This window comes from Achromobacter semiaridum, from assembly GCF_053543755.1.
On the sequence record NZ_JBLVOL010000097.1, the window covers coordinates 60756 to 75527 of the forward strand.

10 protein-coding genes are annotated in these 14772 nt (G+C 63.7%); 8 read left to right on the forward strand and 2 right to left on the reverse strand.

Annotated features, from left to right (window positions below):
- Positions 1–58: 58 nt before the first annotated feature.
- Positions 59–748 carry a response regulator transcription factor gene (locus tag ACNPP0_RS22785; RefSeq protein ID WP_006218337.1) on the reverse strand — a complete coding sequence of 230 codons (690 nt, stop codon included), beginning with the start codon at positions 746–748 and terminating at the stop codon, positions 59–61.
- A 315-nt stretch (positions 749–1063) separates the two neighbouring features.
- Here ACNPP0_RS22785 and recA point away from each other — a divergent pair, with 315 nt between their 5' ends.
- Together recA and recX are read left to right on the forward strand one after the other, a co-directional pair.
- Positions 1064–2125 carry a recombinase RecA gene (gene recA, locus ACNPP0_RS22790; RefSeq protein ID WP_006218338.1) on the forward strand — a complete coding sequence of 354 codons (1062 nt, stop codon included), beginning with the start codon at positions 1064–1066 and terminating at the stop codon, positions 2123–2125.
- Positions 2126–2323: 198 nt separating this feature from the next.
- Positions 2324–3046: a recombination regulator RecX gene (gene recX / locus ACNPP0_RS22795; protein ID WP_332610362.1), complete on the forward strand. Its 723-nt coding sequence runs from the start codon at positions 2324–2326 to the stop codon at positions 3044–3046.
- A 72-nt stretch (positions 3047–3118) separates the two neighbouring features.
- On the opposite strand, the gene ACNPP0_RS22800 is transcribed toward recX, so the two are convergent.
- Positions 3119–4039 (reverse strand): LysR family transcriptional regulator, encoded by a 921-nt coding sequence (locus ACNPP0_RS22800; RefSeq protein ID WP_332610361.1) that lies wholly within the window; start codon positions 4037–4039, stop codon positions 3119–3121.
- A gap of 143 nt (positions 4040–4182) precedes the next feature.
- On the opposite strand from ACNPP0_RS22800, the gene metE reads away from it, so the two are divergent.
- From metE to ACNPP0_RS22830, 6 genes are all read left to right on the forward strand, one after another.
- Positions 4183–6480 carry a 5-methyltetrahydropteroyltriglutamate--homocysteine S-methyltransferase gene (gene metE, locus ACNPP0_RS22805; protein ID WP_448707079.1) on the forward strand — a complete coding sequence of 766 codons (2298 nt, stop codon included), beginning with the start codon at positions 4183–4185 and terminating at the stop codon, positions 6478–6480.
- A gap of 234 nt (positions 6481–6714) precedes the next feature.
- Entirely contained in the window at positions 6715–10791 is a 4077-nt protein-coding gene (locus tag ACNPP0_RS22810) for a Pls/PosA family non-ribosomal peptide synthetase (RefSeq protein WP_448707080.1), read from the forward strand.
- A gap of 168 nt (positions 10792–10959) precedes the next feature.
- Positions 10960–11562 (forward strand): DUF2889 domain-containing protein, encoded by a 603-nt coding sequence (locus ACNPP0_RS22815; RefSeq protein ID WP_332610355.1) that lies wholly within the window; start codon positions 10960–10962, stop codon positions 11560–11562.
- Between the two features lie 10 nt (positions 11563–11572).
- Positions 11573–12733: an ADP-forming succinate--CoA ligase subunit beta gene (gene sucC, locus ACNPP0_RS22820; RefSeq protein ID WP_332610353.1), complete on the forward strand. Its 1161-nt coding sequence runs from the start codon at positions 11573–11575 to the stop codon at positions 12731–12733.
- A 103-nt stretch (positions 12734–12836) separates the two neighbouring features.
- The gene (gene sucD, locus ACNPP0_RS22825; protein ID WP_006218345.1) at positions 12837–13718 is read left to right on the forward strand and encodes a succinate--CoA ligase subunit alpha; all 882 of its coding nucleotides are present in this window, start codon (positions 12837–12839) and stop codon (positions 13716–13718) included.
- A 286-nt stretch (positions 13719–14004) separates the two neighbouring features.
- Entirely contained in the window at positions 14005–14703 is a 699-nt protein-coding gene (locus ACNPP0_RS22830) for a TerC family protein (RefSeq protein ID WP_332610351.1), read from the forward strand.
- Positions 14704–14772 lie beyond the last annotated feature (69 nt).

Sequence of the window (14772 nt, forward strand, 5' to 3'; positions counted from 1 at the left end):
CTTGGACCCGGCTTGCATGATATCCAGCGCTTCCTGATTCAGCGGCTCGGGCCGGGGGTCAGCTGGCGAGGTACGCGGCACCCTGGTCCCGCTCCAGACAGTAGCCCAGGCCACGCACGGTCACGATCTTCACGCCGCTGGGTTCGAGCTTTTTGCGCAGCCGATGCACGTAGACCTCGATGGCGTTGGTGCTGACTTCTTCGCCCCATTCGCACAGGTGGTCCACCAACTGCGTCTTGCTGACCATGCGGCCGCTGCGCGTCAGCAGGATTTCCAACAGGCTGACTTCGCGTGCCGAGAGGTCCAGCGTCTGGTCGTCGACGATGGCGACGCGGCCCGTCTGGTCGAACAGCAGCCGGCCATGCTTGAGCATCGTGGCGCCGCCGCCCGCGCCGCGTCGCGTCAGTGCCCGCACGCGCGCTTCCAGTTCGGACAGCGCAAAAGGCTTGGCCATATAGTCGTCAGCGCCCAGGTCCAGGCCCTTCACGCGCTGTTCGATGCTGTCGGCGGCGGTCAGGATCAGGACGGGCAGGGCGGAATTGCGGGCGCGCAGCCTGCGCAGCACTTCCAGCCCGGCCAATTGCGGCAGGCCCAGATCCAGAATGAGCAGGTCAAACGCCTGGGCCGCCAGCGCCGAATCGGCGGCAAGCCCGTCACGCACGGCATCGACCGCATAACCGTTATGCCGTAATGACCGGGATAGGCCATCGGCCAGAATGCTGTCGTCTTCGGCGATCAGGATACGCATGGGGCGGCACGGAAGCTGCAAAAAGGTCCCTGTGGCGCCGGCGCTTTGCGTGCCGGCCGCCCCGGAGTAACGGGGCTATCGCCTTGTGGGCGGCCCGGCGGCGGAAAAGGGACGAAACGCCGGGGTCGGCTTCGATTCTGTCATACGGCGCCAAGCTTGCCCACTCAGGGAATACGTGCAAAACTCTGGCACACTGGTTTTTTGTACAGTACAATCCGATGCAATAATCTGAACCTGATTCAAAACAGCAACGCTGCGGTCCAAGGGTGCTCCTTCATGCCGCAACCACCAGATACGTCACAGACAGGACTTTACATGGACGACAAAACCACCAAGGCCGCCGCATCGGAAAAGGCCAAGGCGCTTGCCGCCGCGCTTTCGCAGATCGAAAAGCAGTTCGGCAAGGGCTCGATCATGCGCTACGGCGATAACGAGGTCTCGCACGATATCCAGGTGGTTTCCACGGGGTCGTTGGGTCTGGACATCGCCTTGGGCGTTGGCGGCCTGCCGCGCGGCCGCGTGGTCGAAATCTACGGCCCGGAATCGTCGGGCAAGACCACGCTGACGCTGCAAGTCATTGCCGAAATGCAAAAGATCGGCGGCACCTGCGCCTTCGTTGATGCCGAGCACGCGCTGGACGTCCAATACGCCAACAAGCTGGGCGTGAACCTGACCGACCTGCTGATCTCGCAGCCCGACACGGGCGAGCAAGCCCTGGAAATCACCGATGCGCTGGTGCGCTCGGGTTCGGTTGACCTGATCGTCATCGACTCGGTGGCAGCGCTGGTGCCCAAGGCTGAAATCGAAGGCGAAATGGGCGATTCCCTGCCGGGCCTGCAAGCCCGTCTGATGAGCCAGGCATTGCGCAAGCTGACCGCCACGATCAAGCGCACCAACTGCATGGTCATCTTCATCAACCAGATCCGCATGAAGATCGGTGTCATGTTCGGCAACCCCGAAACCACCACGGGCGGCAACGCGCTGAAGTTCTACGCATCGGTGCGCCTGGACATCCGCCGCATCGGCTCCATCAAGAAGGGTGACGAGGTCGTCGGCAACGAAACCCGCGTCAAGGTGGTCAAGAACAAGGTGGCGCCGCCGTTCAAGCAAGCGGAATTCGACATCATGTACGGCGCCGGTATTTCCCGTGAAGGCGAAATCATCGACCTGGGCGTGGCCGCAAACGTGGTCGACAAGTCCGGTGCGTGGTACAGCTACAACGGCAACCGCATCGGCCAGGGCAAGGACAATGTCCGTGAATACCTGAAAGAGCACCGCGACATGGCGATCGAAATCGAAAACCGCGTTCGCGAGAATCAGGGCATCGTCAGCCGCGCCGCTGAATTCGTGCCCACGGCGGAAGACACCGCCGAATAAGCCTCCGCCTGCCTCTGCCTCAGCGTCGCCAAGGGCCGGCAGGACAGGGTTATCGCAGCGGGGCTGGGTGGCGAGCGATGCCGCACAGCCATACACGGCAGGCGCCAAGACGGGCCTGCCGTTTTGCATCATTCGTCGGGCTGGGTGCGCCGCGTCTTTATCGATCGGGCACTCGTCCTTGACCATGGCAGGAAGCGCATGAGCTGGAAATCGACCCCTGCGTCAGCCGACCGTCTACGCGCCAAGTTGGATGACGAGTTTGAAACCGTCGCCAAGCCGCAAGGCTTGCGGCGCAGTTCGGACGCGCGGCGCGAACAAGAAGCGGCCGAGCCGGCCGCTGACAAGGATGTCTGGCAACGCAGCTCAGAGCAGCGCGCGCTGAAGTCCCGCACGTCTCGGACTTCCCGTACCCCGGACCTCTCGGACACGCCGCCAACGGGCGACAAGGCCTCGGATGAAGGCAAGCCGGCTCGCAAGGGCCCGTCGCTGAAAATGCGCGCGGTGGGATATCTGTCGCGCCGCGAGCATGCGCGCGAGGAGCTGGCGCGCAAGTTAGCCGCCTACGCTGAAGACGCCGACGAAGTTCAAAGCGTGCTGGATGCGTTGGAAAAAGAAGGCTGGTTATCGACCGAACGTTTCGCGCAAAGCCTGGTGCACCGACGTGCGTCGCGTCAAGGCGCGGCGCGCATCGTGCAGGAATTGCGCCAGCACGGCGTGGACGATATCCAGGTCGCGGAACTGCGCGAACAACTGCGCGCCACCGAATACGATCGCGCGCTGGAGGTCTGGAAAAAGCGCTTCGATACCAAGCCGCAAGACCGCGCGGCCTACGCGAAGCAGGCGCGCTTTCTGGCCAGCCGCGGCTTCGCGCACGACGTCATCCGCCGAATTTTGGGCGCGGGCGAGGGCGAGGACGATTGACTGCATCCGGCGCGGCCCCGCGAAGGCGGCCGGGCGCTGCCGTCCATGGACGCCGCCCCTTGGGCGGCGTTTTTACGTCTTGGCCGACTTGATACCCGACAGTGTCTTGAAGCACACGTCGCGCGTAATGGTCAGGAATTCGTCAATGTAGGACGCGTCCGTATCTTCGCTGCGCACGGCTGCATACAACGTGCGCCAAACGCCTTGCGGCCCCAGCCGACACAGCCGCAACCACCCCTGATTCATGTATTCCGTCAGCGCCCAGTTCGGCAAGGCCGCCACGCCACGGTTGCTGGCGACCAGTTGCGCAATGATCGGGGTCAGCTCGGCCTTGCGGATCGCGGCGGGCTCCACATCGGCAGGGTCCAGGAACGCGGTGAAGACGTCCAGGCGTTGTTTGTCCACCGGATACGTTATCAGCGTCTGGTCCGCCAACTGGTCGGGCATGATGAATTTGCTGCCGGCCAGCGGGTTTGCTTCCGATACCGCCAGCACCAGTTCGTACCTGAACAAGGGCAGGTATTCCACGGCATCCAGCGGCTGCGGGTCCGACGTGATCACCAAGTCCAGGTCGCCGCGCACCAGGGCGGGCAGGGGGGCAAACGAAAACGCCGCCGACAGGTCCAGCGCCACGTCGGGCCACTGCACCCGGAACGCGTCCAGCGCCGGCATCAACCACTGAAAGCAGGAATGGCAGTCAATCGCCAGATGCAGTCTGCCGGTGCGGCCGGCCGCCAGCCTTTGCAAGTCGCGCTCGGTTGCGCGGATGCGAGGCAGCACTTCATCCGCCAGCGCCAGCACGCGCAAGCCGGCCGTGGTCAGGCGCGCGGGTCGGGTACGGCGGTTCAGCAGCGGCGTGCCCAGCCGGGTTTCCAGGTCGCGCAATTGATGCGATAGGGCGGACTGGGTCAGATGAAGCCGTTCGGCGGCTTCTTGCAAACTGCCGCCCTCGCGAATGGCGGTAAGCGTTTCAAGGTGGCGGATTTCTAGCATGAGGACGACGGACGTATTGTGGAATAACGAGGATTGTATGAGATTCGTTCATCTAATGAATGTAGACATTGATTTTGATTCATGTAGATTTACCCGCACAATGCCTGTCACTTGAACAAATTTTGTCTAATGGCGGTGTTGTCATGACTACTATTCATAATCTTGGATTCCCCCGAATCGGCGCGCAGCGCGAACTGAAGCGGGCTGTCGAGGCCTATTGGGCCGGCAAGCAAACCGCGCAAGCGTTGGAAGAGACCGGCCGCGAACTGCGTGCCAGGCACTGGAAGCTGCAAGCCGCCGCTGGTTTGAAGTTTGTGCCGGTGGGCGACTTTGCCTGGTACGACCAGATCCTGGAATGGACCACGCTGCTGGGCGCCGTGCCTGCCCGCTTCGGTCAGAAGGACAACGAGGCCGTGTCGCTGGACACGCTGTTCCGCATGGGCCGTGGCCGCGCGCCGTCGGGCAAGCCCGCCGCCGCTTGCGAAATGACCAAGTGGTTCGACACCAACTATCACTACATCGTGCCTGAGCTCGTGCCCGGCCAGACCTTCCGCATCGCCCGCGAATCGCTGTTCGAACAAGTCCAGGAAGCGCAGGCGCTGGGCCACGAGGTCAAGCCCGTGATCCCCGGCCCGTTGACCTGGCTGTACCAGGGCAAGGGCGACGCGTTCGCCGGTGGCGCCGCTGACGAAGGCAAGCTGCAACTGCTGGCTGCGTTGTTGCCGGTGTATCAGCAAGTGCTGGCTCGCTTTGCCAAGCAAGGCGTGCAATGGGTGCAGATCGACGAACCCATTCTTGCGCTGGACCTGCCGCAAGCCTGGCGCGATGCCTTTGAATCGGTGTACGCGACGTTGGCGGCCAGCCCGGTCAAGCTGTTGATCGCCACCTACTTCGACGGCTTGAAAGACAACCTGGCCACCGCGCAAGCGCTGCCCGTGGCCGGCTTGCACGTGGACCTGGTTCGCGCACGCGAACAACTGCATGACGTCGTCGCTGGTTTGCGTGCCGACCAGGTGCTATCCGCCGGCGTCGTCAGCGGCCGCAACATCTGGCGCACGGATCTGGATGCGGCCATCGCCACGCTGGCGCCCATCAAGCAACTGCTGGGCGACCGCCTGTGGTTGGCGCCGTCGTGCTCGCTGCTGCATGTGCCGGTGGACCTGGCCAATGAAACGGACCTGGACGCCGAGCTCAAGAGCTGGCTGTCGTTCGCGGCGCAAAAGCTGGAAGAACTGAAGCTGCTGGGCCGCGCGTTGAGCAACGCCACCGACGCCTCCGTGCAGGATGGCCTGATCAAGCAACGTGCCGCGCTGGCTGCCCGCCGTTCGTCGCCGCGCATTCACAACCCCGTCGTGGGTCAGCGCATGGCCGGCGCCAGCGCCGTGTCGCGTGACCGAGCACCGTTCGCCGACCGCATCGCGCGCCAGCAAGAACAGCTGGGCCTGCCCGCTTACCCGACCACCACGATCGGCTCGTTCCCGCAGACCGCCGAAATCCGCGCGTTGCGCCGCGATTGGAAGGCCGGCGCGCTGACGGATTCCGGCTACGAAACCGCCATCCGCAAGGAAATCGAAGAGGTCATCCGCTTTCAGGAAAAGGTCGGCCTGGACGTCTTGGTGCACGGCGAACCCGAGCGCAACGACATGGTGGAGTATTTTGGCGAATTGCTGGCCGGCTTTGCGTTCACCAAGAACGGCTGGGTGCAAAGCTACGGGTCGCGTTGCGTCAAGCCGCCGATCATTTTTGGCGACGTGGCCCGTCCCGCGCCGATGACGGTGGGCTGGTCGTCTTACGCGCAATCGCTGACGGACAAGCCGGTCAAGGGCATGCTGACCGGGCCGGTCACCATCTTGCAATGGTCATTCGTACGCGACGACCAACCGCGCGAGCAGACCTGCCGCCAACTGGCGCTGGCCCTGCGCGATGAAGTGGTGGACCTGGAAGCCGCGGGGATCAGCGTCATCCAGATTGACGAACCGGCCATACGGGAAGGCCTGCCGCTGCGTCGCGCTGACTGGAAGGCCTATCTGGATTGGGCCGTGGACTGCTTCCGTTTGTCGACGGCGGGCGTGCGCGATACAACGCAGATCCACACCCACATGTGCTATTCCGAATTCAACGACATCATCGAATCCATCGCGGCCATGGACGCCGACGTGATCACAATCGAAACGTCGCGTTCGAACATGGAATTGCTGAAGGCCTTTGAAGATTTCGATTATCCGAACGACATCGGCCCGGGCGTGTACGACATACATTCGCCCAACGTGCCGGAAGTCGACTGGATGGTCGGCTTGATGGAAAAGGCGGCGGCGCGCTTGCCCAAGGAACGCCTGTGGGTGAATCCTGACTGCGGCCTGAAGACGCGTGCATGGCCTGAAACCGAAGCCGCGCTGATCGGCATGGTGCAGGCGGCGCGCGCGCTGCGCCAGTCGGCCTGACGCCAAACCGTCACGTGTCCGCCCGCTTGAAACGCGGCGGCGCCATCAACCCCTTGCGTGATGCCCGCCGGCATTGCACAAGGGGTTTTTTTAATGCGCTGGCGTGAACGAATTTTGGCGGTGATGGTCCATTAAGCCACCATGCGTCGGCTGTGCCCGTGCCATGGCTGCTGCGTTAGTTGCCACCCCATTAGTTGGCATCCTCTTTTTTGCTGCCGGATTGTCGCCGTTCCTATGATTCTCCAAGGCCCTTATCGGCCGGATCTGCTTCTTGCGGAAACGCTGCCCGATATTCTGGAAGCCACGATCCTGCGGCATCCCGCCGCCATCGCCATCCACTGGCTGGATCAAACACTAAGCTACGACACGCTGGGCCAACGCGCATCGCTGGCCGCGCACCACCTGATTCGGGCGGGCGTGCGACCCGGGCATATCGTCGGCCTGTGCTTGCCACGTGGTGCCGACCTGCTGGTGATGCAGGCGGCCATCGCGTTGGCCGGCGCGGCCTGGCTGCCATTTGAAGCCGATACGCCACCGGACCGCATGCTGGTGTGTTTGCAGGATGCTGGGGCCAACGGCCTGATCGCCGGCGCGGATGTGCGTCTGGATGGCATGGTCACCTGGACGCCGTGGGCGCTGGCGGTTCCCGCCCTGGGCGCGCTGAACCGCCGCGTAGGGCTGCGGCCCGAACACCCGGCCTATGTAATTTACACGTCCGGTTCAACCGGCAAACCCAAGGGCGTGCCGATCTCGCAAGCCAGCATTTGCCATTTCCTGCGCAGCGAAAACGAAGTGTTGGGCGTGCGTCAGGACGACAAGGTCTACCAGGGCTTCTCGGTGGCGTTCGACATGTCGTTCGAGGAAATCTGGATCAGCTACCTGGTGGGCGCCAGCCTGTGGGTTGCGCCCAAGATGCTGACGACCGACCCCGAAGGGCTGCCCGATGCCCTGGTGCGCGAAGGCGTCACGGTGCTGCATGCGGTGCCCACGCTATTGGCTTTGTTCGCGCATGACGTGCCCGGCTTGCGCATCGTGAACCTGGGCGGCGAAGTGTGCCCCGACTTTCTGGTGCCGCGATGGGCCACGCCCGGCCGTCGCTTGTTCAATACCTATGGGCCGACCGAGACCACCGTGTCCGCCAGCGTGGCTGAGTTGCTGCCGGGGCAAGCGGTGACGATCGGTGTGCCGCTGCCCAATTACGGCATGCTGGTGCGCGGTAACGACGGGGCGGTGCTGCCGGCCGGCCAGGTTGGAGAGCTGTGCATCACCGGCCCCGGCGTGGCCGAGGGCTATCTGGGTCGGCCGGAACTCACAGCAGAAAAATTCGTGAACAACCCACGACCCGGCGGCAGCCACGACACGCGCATGTATCGCAGTGGCGACCTGGCGCGCATCGACGAACACGGGCAGATCCATTGCCTGGGGCGCAGCGACGATCAAGTCAAGGTGCGCGGCTTTCGCGTCGAGCTTGGCGAGATCGAGGCGGCGCTGTATCGCCAACCCGGGGTCGGCGCGGCCGCTGTGGTGTTGCGCGACTTGGCCGGTATTGAGCAGTTGGTGGCGTTCGTGATGCCGGAAAGCGACGCCCGCCTGGATCCGCACGCCTTGCGCACCGCCTTGGCGCAAGCGCTGCCGGTGTACATGATTCCGGCCCGCTTTGAATTCGTGGCCGAGGTGCCGCGCCTGACCTCGGGCAAGATTGACCGCAAGACGCTGCGGGCGCGCCAGCTGGACACCGCACAGCAACCGTCCACGGAAGACGACGAGCCCCTCACGGCGGGCGAGCGCGCGTTGTTCGATGCGCTGCGTCCTTTGTTTCCGGGACAGCCGCTGCACCTGGCCAGCGACTTCTTCCGTAATCTGGGCGGCCATTCGCTGCTGGCCGCGCGGCTGGTTTCGTCGCTGCGCAAACATCCGAATTTGTCGGCGCTGAGCATGCACGAGCTTTACCAGCATGCCGGCGTGGGCGCGTTCGCGGCGCGCCTGGATGCGTTGATGGCAACGGCAACGGCATCGGCAACCGCAACCGCAACCGCAACCGCAACCGCAACCGCAACCGCAACCGCAACCGCAACCGCAACCGCAACCGCGGCGTCTGCGTCCACTGTTACGGCAACCGCCGCCGTGCACGCCGCGCAAGACGCCTCGCCCGCCCGCGCGCCGGAATGGCGCCGTTGGACGTGTGGCCTGGCGCAATTGGCCGCGCTGCCGTTGTTGATCGGCGTGCGCATGCTGATCTGGCTGACGCCTTTTTTTACGTACCACTACCTGACCGGTGACGATGGCGATTCAGTCTGGCGCGCCGTGGCCTGGTCCATCGCCAGCTACCTGGCGTGCAACCTGCTGAGCTTTGCCGTGGCCGTAGCGTGTAAATGGGCGATCGTCGGCCGCCAGAAACCGGGCCGTTATCCGCTGTATGGCTGGCGCTTTTATCGCTGGTGGCTGGTCGACCGCATCCTGGATATTCCGCCCGCGCATCTGCTGGCGGGCTCGCCGCTTCAGGTCTGGTATCTGCGGGCACTGGGCGCGCGCATCGGCCGCGACGCCGCCATCAGCCGGGTCGCGGTGCGTGCGCCAGACCTTCTGACGGTGGGCGATGGCGTCAGCATCGGCGCCGCCGTCAATCTTGAGAACTTCGCGGTGCGCGGTGGCACCTGGGAAGTCGGCCCGATCACCCTGGCCCACAACGTCTATGTCGGTTCGTACTCGGTGCTGCAAGGCGATGTCGCGATGGGCGAGGGCGCGCGGCTGGAAGGGTTGTCGTCGCTGGCCGGCGGCACGCGCGTGCCGGCCGGGCAAACCTGGACGGGCGCGCCGGCGCGGCATGACCCGTGCGCGCAGCCGTCTGATCTGCCGCCCCGGCCAGTGCGGGCAGGGCGCTGGCGCCGCCTGGATGTGCTGGCCTATGCGGCGGGCGGCACGCTGATCGCCGCGTTGTTCTTCATGCCGGTCTTTCCCAGCTTCGTGTTGATCGATTGGATCGACGCGCGCTGGCTCGACCTGATGGGCTCGCGCGCGTCCTGGCCCACCGCGTTCCTGTGCTATCTGTTGCTGGCGCTGCCGGCCAGCGCGTCGCTCTTGCTGTTGACGGTGTTGGCGTGCGCGGCGCTGCGCTGGTCGCTGCTGCCCCGGCTGTCGGCGGGGCGCTGGCCGGTATATGGCCAGATCTACCTGCGCCGTTGGCTGACCAATCAAATCCAGGAGGCCAGCCTCAGCGTGCTGCACGGGCTGTATGCGTCCATCTATGCCGGTTCGTGGTACCGGCTGCTGGGCGCGAAAGTGGGGCGCGGTACCGAGATTTCCACGGCGATGGGCATCGTGCCGGACATGCTGACCCTGGGGCGCGACAGCTTCATCGCCGACGGCGTGATGCTGGGCGACGAGGAAATCGACCAGGGCTGGATGCGCTTGAGCCCGACCGTCATCGGCAACCGCAGCTTCGTGGGCAACGGGGCGTACGTGCCGGATGGATCGGTGTTGCCCGACGACGTCCTGATCGGGGTGCAAAGCCGCGCGCCGGCGAACGCTGCGATGGCCAGCGGCCAGACATGGCTGGGCAATCCGCCGCTGGCGCTGCCCGCGCGCGAGCAGACGGCCGGCTTTCCCGATCATCAGACCTTCCGGCCCAGCGCCGCCCGCAAGGTGGCGCGCGGAGCGGTCGAGGGCATGCGCATGATCCTGCCGCTGGCGGTGGTGATCGCAGTGGGCTACCTGACCGTTATGCGCGTCATACCCATCGCGGCGGCCGAGGGGTTTATCGGCGCGTTTGACGAATTGATGCTGGCGGGCGTGCTGTACGGCGTGGGCACCTTTCTTTTCGTGGTGTTGCTCAAATGGGCGCTGATGGGGCGCTACCGGCCGTGCGCCGAACCGATGTGGACGCCGTTTGTGTGGAAAAGCGAAGCGGTGACCAGCCTGTATGAATCCATCGCGGTGCCGAACTTCTTCAATTTCCTGCGCGCCACTCCGTGGTTGCCGCTGGCGCTGCGCTGCCTGGGGGCGCGCATCGGCAAGCGGGTGTTCATGGACACAACCGACCTCACGGAGTACGACTGCGTGTCGATCGGCGACGATGCGGTGCTGCACGCGGGGTCGGGGCCGCAGACGCATCTGTTCGAAGACCGGGTCATGAAGATCGGGCCGGTCGATGTCGGCCCGGACGTGAATGTCGGGCCCCGCAGCACCATCCTGTACGGCACCCACGTGGAAGCCGGCGCCCGCCTGGGGCCACTGACGTTGGTGCTTAAGGGCGAGACGATTCCGGCGGGGCAGGCGTGGATGGGCAGTCCGGCCACACCGTGGACAGTCTAAAGACGCCGGGCAGGGCGGGCGGCGGGGTGCGCCGGGTGGCACGCGGGAGCGCCGGCATGGCCCGCCCCCGCAAACCGGCCATTTGCTACCAGGCCGCCTGCGCTATACTTTCAAGGTTTTGTTGCCGCGCACCATGCGCAGGCCATCTTCGCCCCGCAGGCCCCCAGCATGCCCTTGCCACCGCCCGATTACCCTCGCCAACCGCTGCACACGCGTTCCATACGCGTGCAGTCGTATGCGCGCGAGGATGGCAATTGGGATCTGGAAGCCGAGCTGATCGACGTCAAGGCGTACGATTTTCCCAAGAGCGACGGCAAGATGTTCAAGGCCGGGCAGCCCATCCACCATATGCACCTGCGCATCACCATCGACGAGGAATACTCGATCCTGGACGCGCAGGCCGTCTATGATGCGGCCCCCTATGGCGGTCATTGCATGGCCATCGAGGCGGCTTACACTGATTTGATCGGCATGAATCTGCTTAAGGGGTTCCGCCGCCAGGTCAAGGAGCGGTTTGGGCACGTGCAGGGCTGTACGCACATGACCGAGCTGTCGCAGGTGCTTCCCACCGCGGCGGTCCAGACCATGGCCAACCGCCGGCGGCAGGAAACCAACCCGAACCGGCGTCCATTCCAATTGGACGGCTGTCATGCGCTAAGTACTGGCGGCCCGGTGGTGGCTGAGCACTATCCCAAGTGGTACACGGGGGGTAGCGCTGAGGCATCGGCCGATTCGTCCTCCGATTCACCTTCTCTTTCTCATACGTCCTGACAGGTAACACATGAAAATCCACGAGTATCAAGGCAAGGAACTGCTGAAGCAATTTGGCATCCCGGTGCCGCGCGGGATCCCCGCTCTTTCCGTCGACGAGGCCGTGGCTGCCGCTGAAAAGCTGGGTGGACCGGTCTGGGTCGTCAAGGCGCAAATCCACGCGGGCGGCCGCGGCAAGGGCGGTGGCGTCAAGCTGGCGCGTTCGCTGGAAGACGTGCGCAAGCTGGCCTCGGAAATCCTGGGCATGCAGCTGATCACGCACCAGACCGGCCCGGAAGGCCAGAAGGTCCGTCGCCTGTACATCGAAGACGGCGCCGACATTCAAAAGGAATACTACGTGTCGCTGGTCACTGACCGCGCCACGCAGAAGGTTGCCTTCATCGCTTCCAGCGAAGGCGGCATGGACATCGAGGAAGTGGCTCATTCCACTCCCGAGAAGATCATCACCGAATACATCGACCCGCTGACCGGCCTGTCGGCCGAGCAAGCCACCAAGATCGCCAACGCGATCGGCCTGCCCGCCGACTCCACCGCCCAAGCCGTGGACGTGTTCCAGAAGCTGTATCAGTGCTACATGGAAACCGACGCGTCGCTGGTTGAAATCAACCCGCTGAACCGCGACAGCAAGGGCAACATCATCGCCCTGGACGCCAAGTTCAACTTCGACCCCAACGCCCTGTTCCGCCACCCGGAAATCGTCGCCTACCGCGACCTGGACGAAGAAGACCCCGCTGAAATCGAAGCCAGCAAGTTCGACTTGGCCTACATCCAGCTCGAGGGCAACATCGGCTGCCTGGTGAACGGCGCCGGTCTGGCCATGGCCACGATGGACACCATCAAGCTGTTCGGCGGCGAGCCGGCCAACTTCCTGGACGTCGGCGGCGGCGCAACGGCCGAGAAGGTCACCGAAGCCTTCAAGATCATGCTCGCGAACAAGAGCGTGAAGGCCATTCTGGTCAACATCTTTGGCGGCATCATGCGCTGCGACGTCATCGCCGAAGGCGTGATCGCGGCTTGCAAGGCCGTCAACCTGAACGTGCCGCTGGTCGTGCGCATGAAGGGCACCAACGAAGAACTCGGCAAGAAGATGCTGGCCGACTCCGGCCTGCCGATCATCAGCGCCGACACGATGGCCGAAGCGGCCACCCGCGTCGTAGCCGCCGTTAAGTAAATATGCCCCCTCGCCGCGCCCCTTCGTGGCTTGCTGCCCCCCATGGGGGAGCTTTCCACCTTGGGACGGCCCGGCGGTAAAAGAAATTGCCAAGGATTCACAAATGTCGATTCTGATCAACAAGGACACCAAAGTCATCACCCAGGGCATCACGGGCAAGACGGGCCAGTTCCACACCCGTATGTGCCGTGAGTATGCCAATGGCAAAGCCGCCTTCGTGGCCGGCGTGAACCCCAAGAAAGCGGGTGAAGACTTTGAAGGCGTGCCGATCTTTGCTTCCGTCAAGGAAGCCAAGGCCGACACCGGCGCAACCGTGTCCGTCATCTACGTGCCGCCCGCCGGCGCCGCTGCCGCCATCTGGGAAGCCGTCGAAGCCGAACTGGATCTGGTGATCTGCATCACCGAAGGCATCCCGGTCCGTGACATGCTGGAAGTCAAGAACCGCATGAAGGCCAAGGGCAGCAAGACGCTGCTGCTGGGCCCGAACTGCCCCGGCCTGATCACGCCGGACGAAATCAAGATCGGCATCATGCCCGGTCACATCCACCGCAAGGGTCGCATCGGCATCGTCAGCCGTTCGGGCACCCTGACGTACGAAGCCGTGGCGCAAGTCACCGAACTGGGCCTGGGCCAATCCAGCGCCGTCGGTATCGGTGGCGACCCCATCAACGGCCTGAAGCACGTCGACGTCCTGAAGATGTTCAATGACGATCCCGACACCGACGCCGTCATCATGATCGGCGAAATCGGCGGCCCCGACGAAGTCAACGCCGCTGAATGGGCGAAGGACAACATGAAGAAGCCGGTCGTCGGCTTCATCGCTGGTGTCACCGCTCCTCCTGGAAAGCGCATGGGCCACGCTGGCGCCCTGATCTCCGGTGGCGCCGACACGGCCGACGCCAAGCTGGAAGTCATGGAAGCTTGCGGCATCCGCACCACGCGCAATCCCTCCGAAATGGGCAAGCTGCTCAAGTCGGTGCTGTAAGCCTTTCAGCATTGCGTACAAAAAAGCCCGCTTCGGCGGGCTTTTTTTCGGCCGGTCGGCGCGGGTCTTCAGCGAAATTTCTGTGGTTTTCCTAGGGTAATCCCGTGTCCAAACTGCGTTCGTCCAAACATACGGAAAGCTGAACGAAACTATAATGAAAGAAATTTCGCACGTACCCAGCAAGAATGCCGTCGGGCTCGCACCAAGACGGTCAGTACGGCTTTTGGTTTTTTTCATCCATTAATTTGGTTCGTCCTAGGGGGATCAACACCTAGGAAAGAGAGGCATGGAACTCAGTTCAGCGGCATTCTGGATAGCGCTGCTCCAGATCATTTGGGTCAATATTCTGCTATCGGGCGACAACGCCGTGGTTATTGCGCTGGCGGCGCGCTCGCTGCCTCCGGCGCAGCAAAAGAAGGCGATCACGATCGGCTCGGCCGCCGCGATCATCATGCGTATCGTGCTGACCCTGGTGGCGGCCAAGTTGCTGTTGTTGCCGTACCTGAAGCTGATCGGCGCGTTGCTGCTGGTCTACATCGGCGTGACGCTGCTGTTGCCGGAAGGCGAAGACGACGGCGCGGGCAAGACGCAAGGCAATTTGCTGACCGCGATCCGCACTATCATGATTGCCGACCTGGTCATGAGCCTGGATAACGTGGTGGCCGTCGCTGCCGCGGCGATGGGCGACACGACCTTGCTGGTGTTGGGCCTGGCCATCAGCATCCCCTTGGTCATCTTCGGCAGCACGTTGCTTTTGAAGGTTATTGAGCGCTTCCCGATCATCGTCTGGGTGGGTGCGGCGTTGCTGGGCTTCATCGCCGGCGAATTGTTGGTGGGTGACCCCGCCTTGCAAGAGCCGGTGGCGCGTCTCGACGCGGCCCTGGGCGTATCGCATCACAGTTTCGAACTGATGACCGGTGCATTGGGCGCGATTCTGGTGCTGGCAATTGGTAAAGTTTTGCTGATGCGCCAGAAAGCTGAATGAAAGCTGAATTACAATAATTAGTTGTTTTAATGATCTCGCCGCGCAGTGCGCGGCGGGGTGGCCGGCTCG

What these genes read in the sequence shown, in the direction of transcription:
- ACNPP0_RS22785 (WP_006218337.1), bottom strand. Translation starts at nt 748, where the DNA reads ATGCGTATCCTGATCGCCGAAGACGACAGCATTCTGGCCGATGGCCTA.
- recA (WP_006218338.1), top strand. Translation starts at nt 1,064, where the DNA reads ATGGACGACAAAACCACCAAGGCCGCCGCATCGGAAAAGGCCAAGGCG.
- recX (WP_332610362.1), top strand. Translation starts at nt 2,324, where the DNA reads ATGAGCTGGAAATCGACCCCTGCGTCAGCCGACCGTCTACGCGCCAAG.
- ACNPP0_RS22800 (WP_332610361.1), bottom strand. Translation starts at nt 4,039, where the DNA reads ATGCTAGAAATCCGCCACCTTGAAACGCTTACCGCCATTCGCGAGGGC.
- metE (WP_448707079.1), top strand. Translation starts at nt 4,183, where the DNA reads ATGACTACTATTCATAATCTTGGATTCCCCCGAATCGGCGCGCAGCGC.
- ACNPP0_RS22810 (WP_448707080.1), top strand. Translation starts at nt 6,715, where the DNA reads ATGATTCTCCAAGGCCCTTATCGGCCGGATCTGCTTCTTGCGGAAACG.
- ACNPP0_RS22815 (WP_332610355.1), top strand. Translation starts at nt 10,960, where the DNA reads ATGCCCTTGCCACCGCCCGATTACCCTCGCCAACCGCTGCACACGCGT.
- sucC (WP_332610353.1), top strand. Translation starts at nt 11,573, where the DNA reads ATGAAAATCCACGAGTATCAAGGCAAGGAACTGCTGAAGCAATTTGGC.
- sucD (WP_006218345.1), top strand. Translation starts at nt 12,837, where the DNA reads ATGTCGATTCTGATCAACAAGGACACCAAAGTCATCACCCAGGGCATC.
- ACNPP0_RS22830 (WP_332610351.1), top strand. Translation starts at nt 14,005, where the DNA reads ATGGAACTCAGTTCAGCGGCATTCTGGATAGCGCTGCTCCAGATCATT.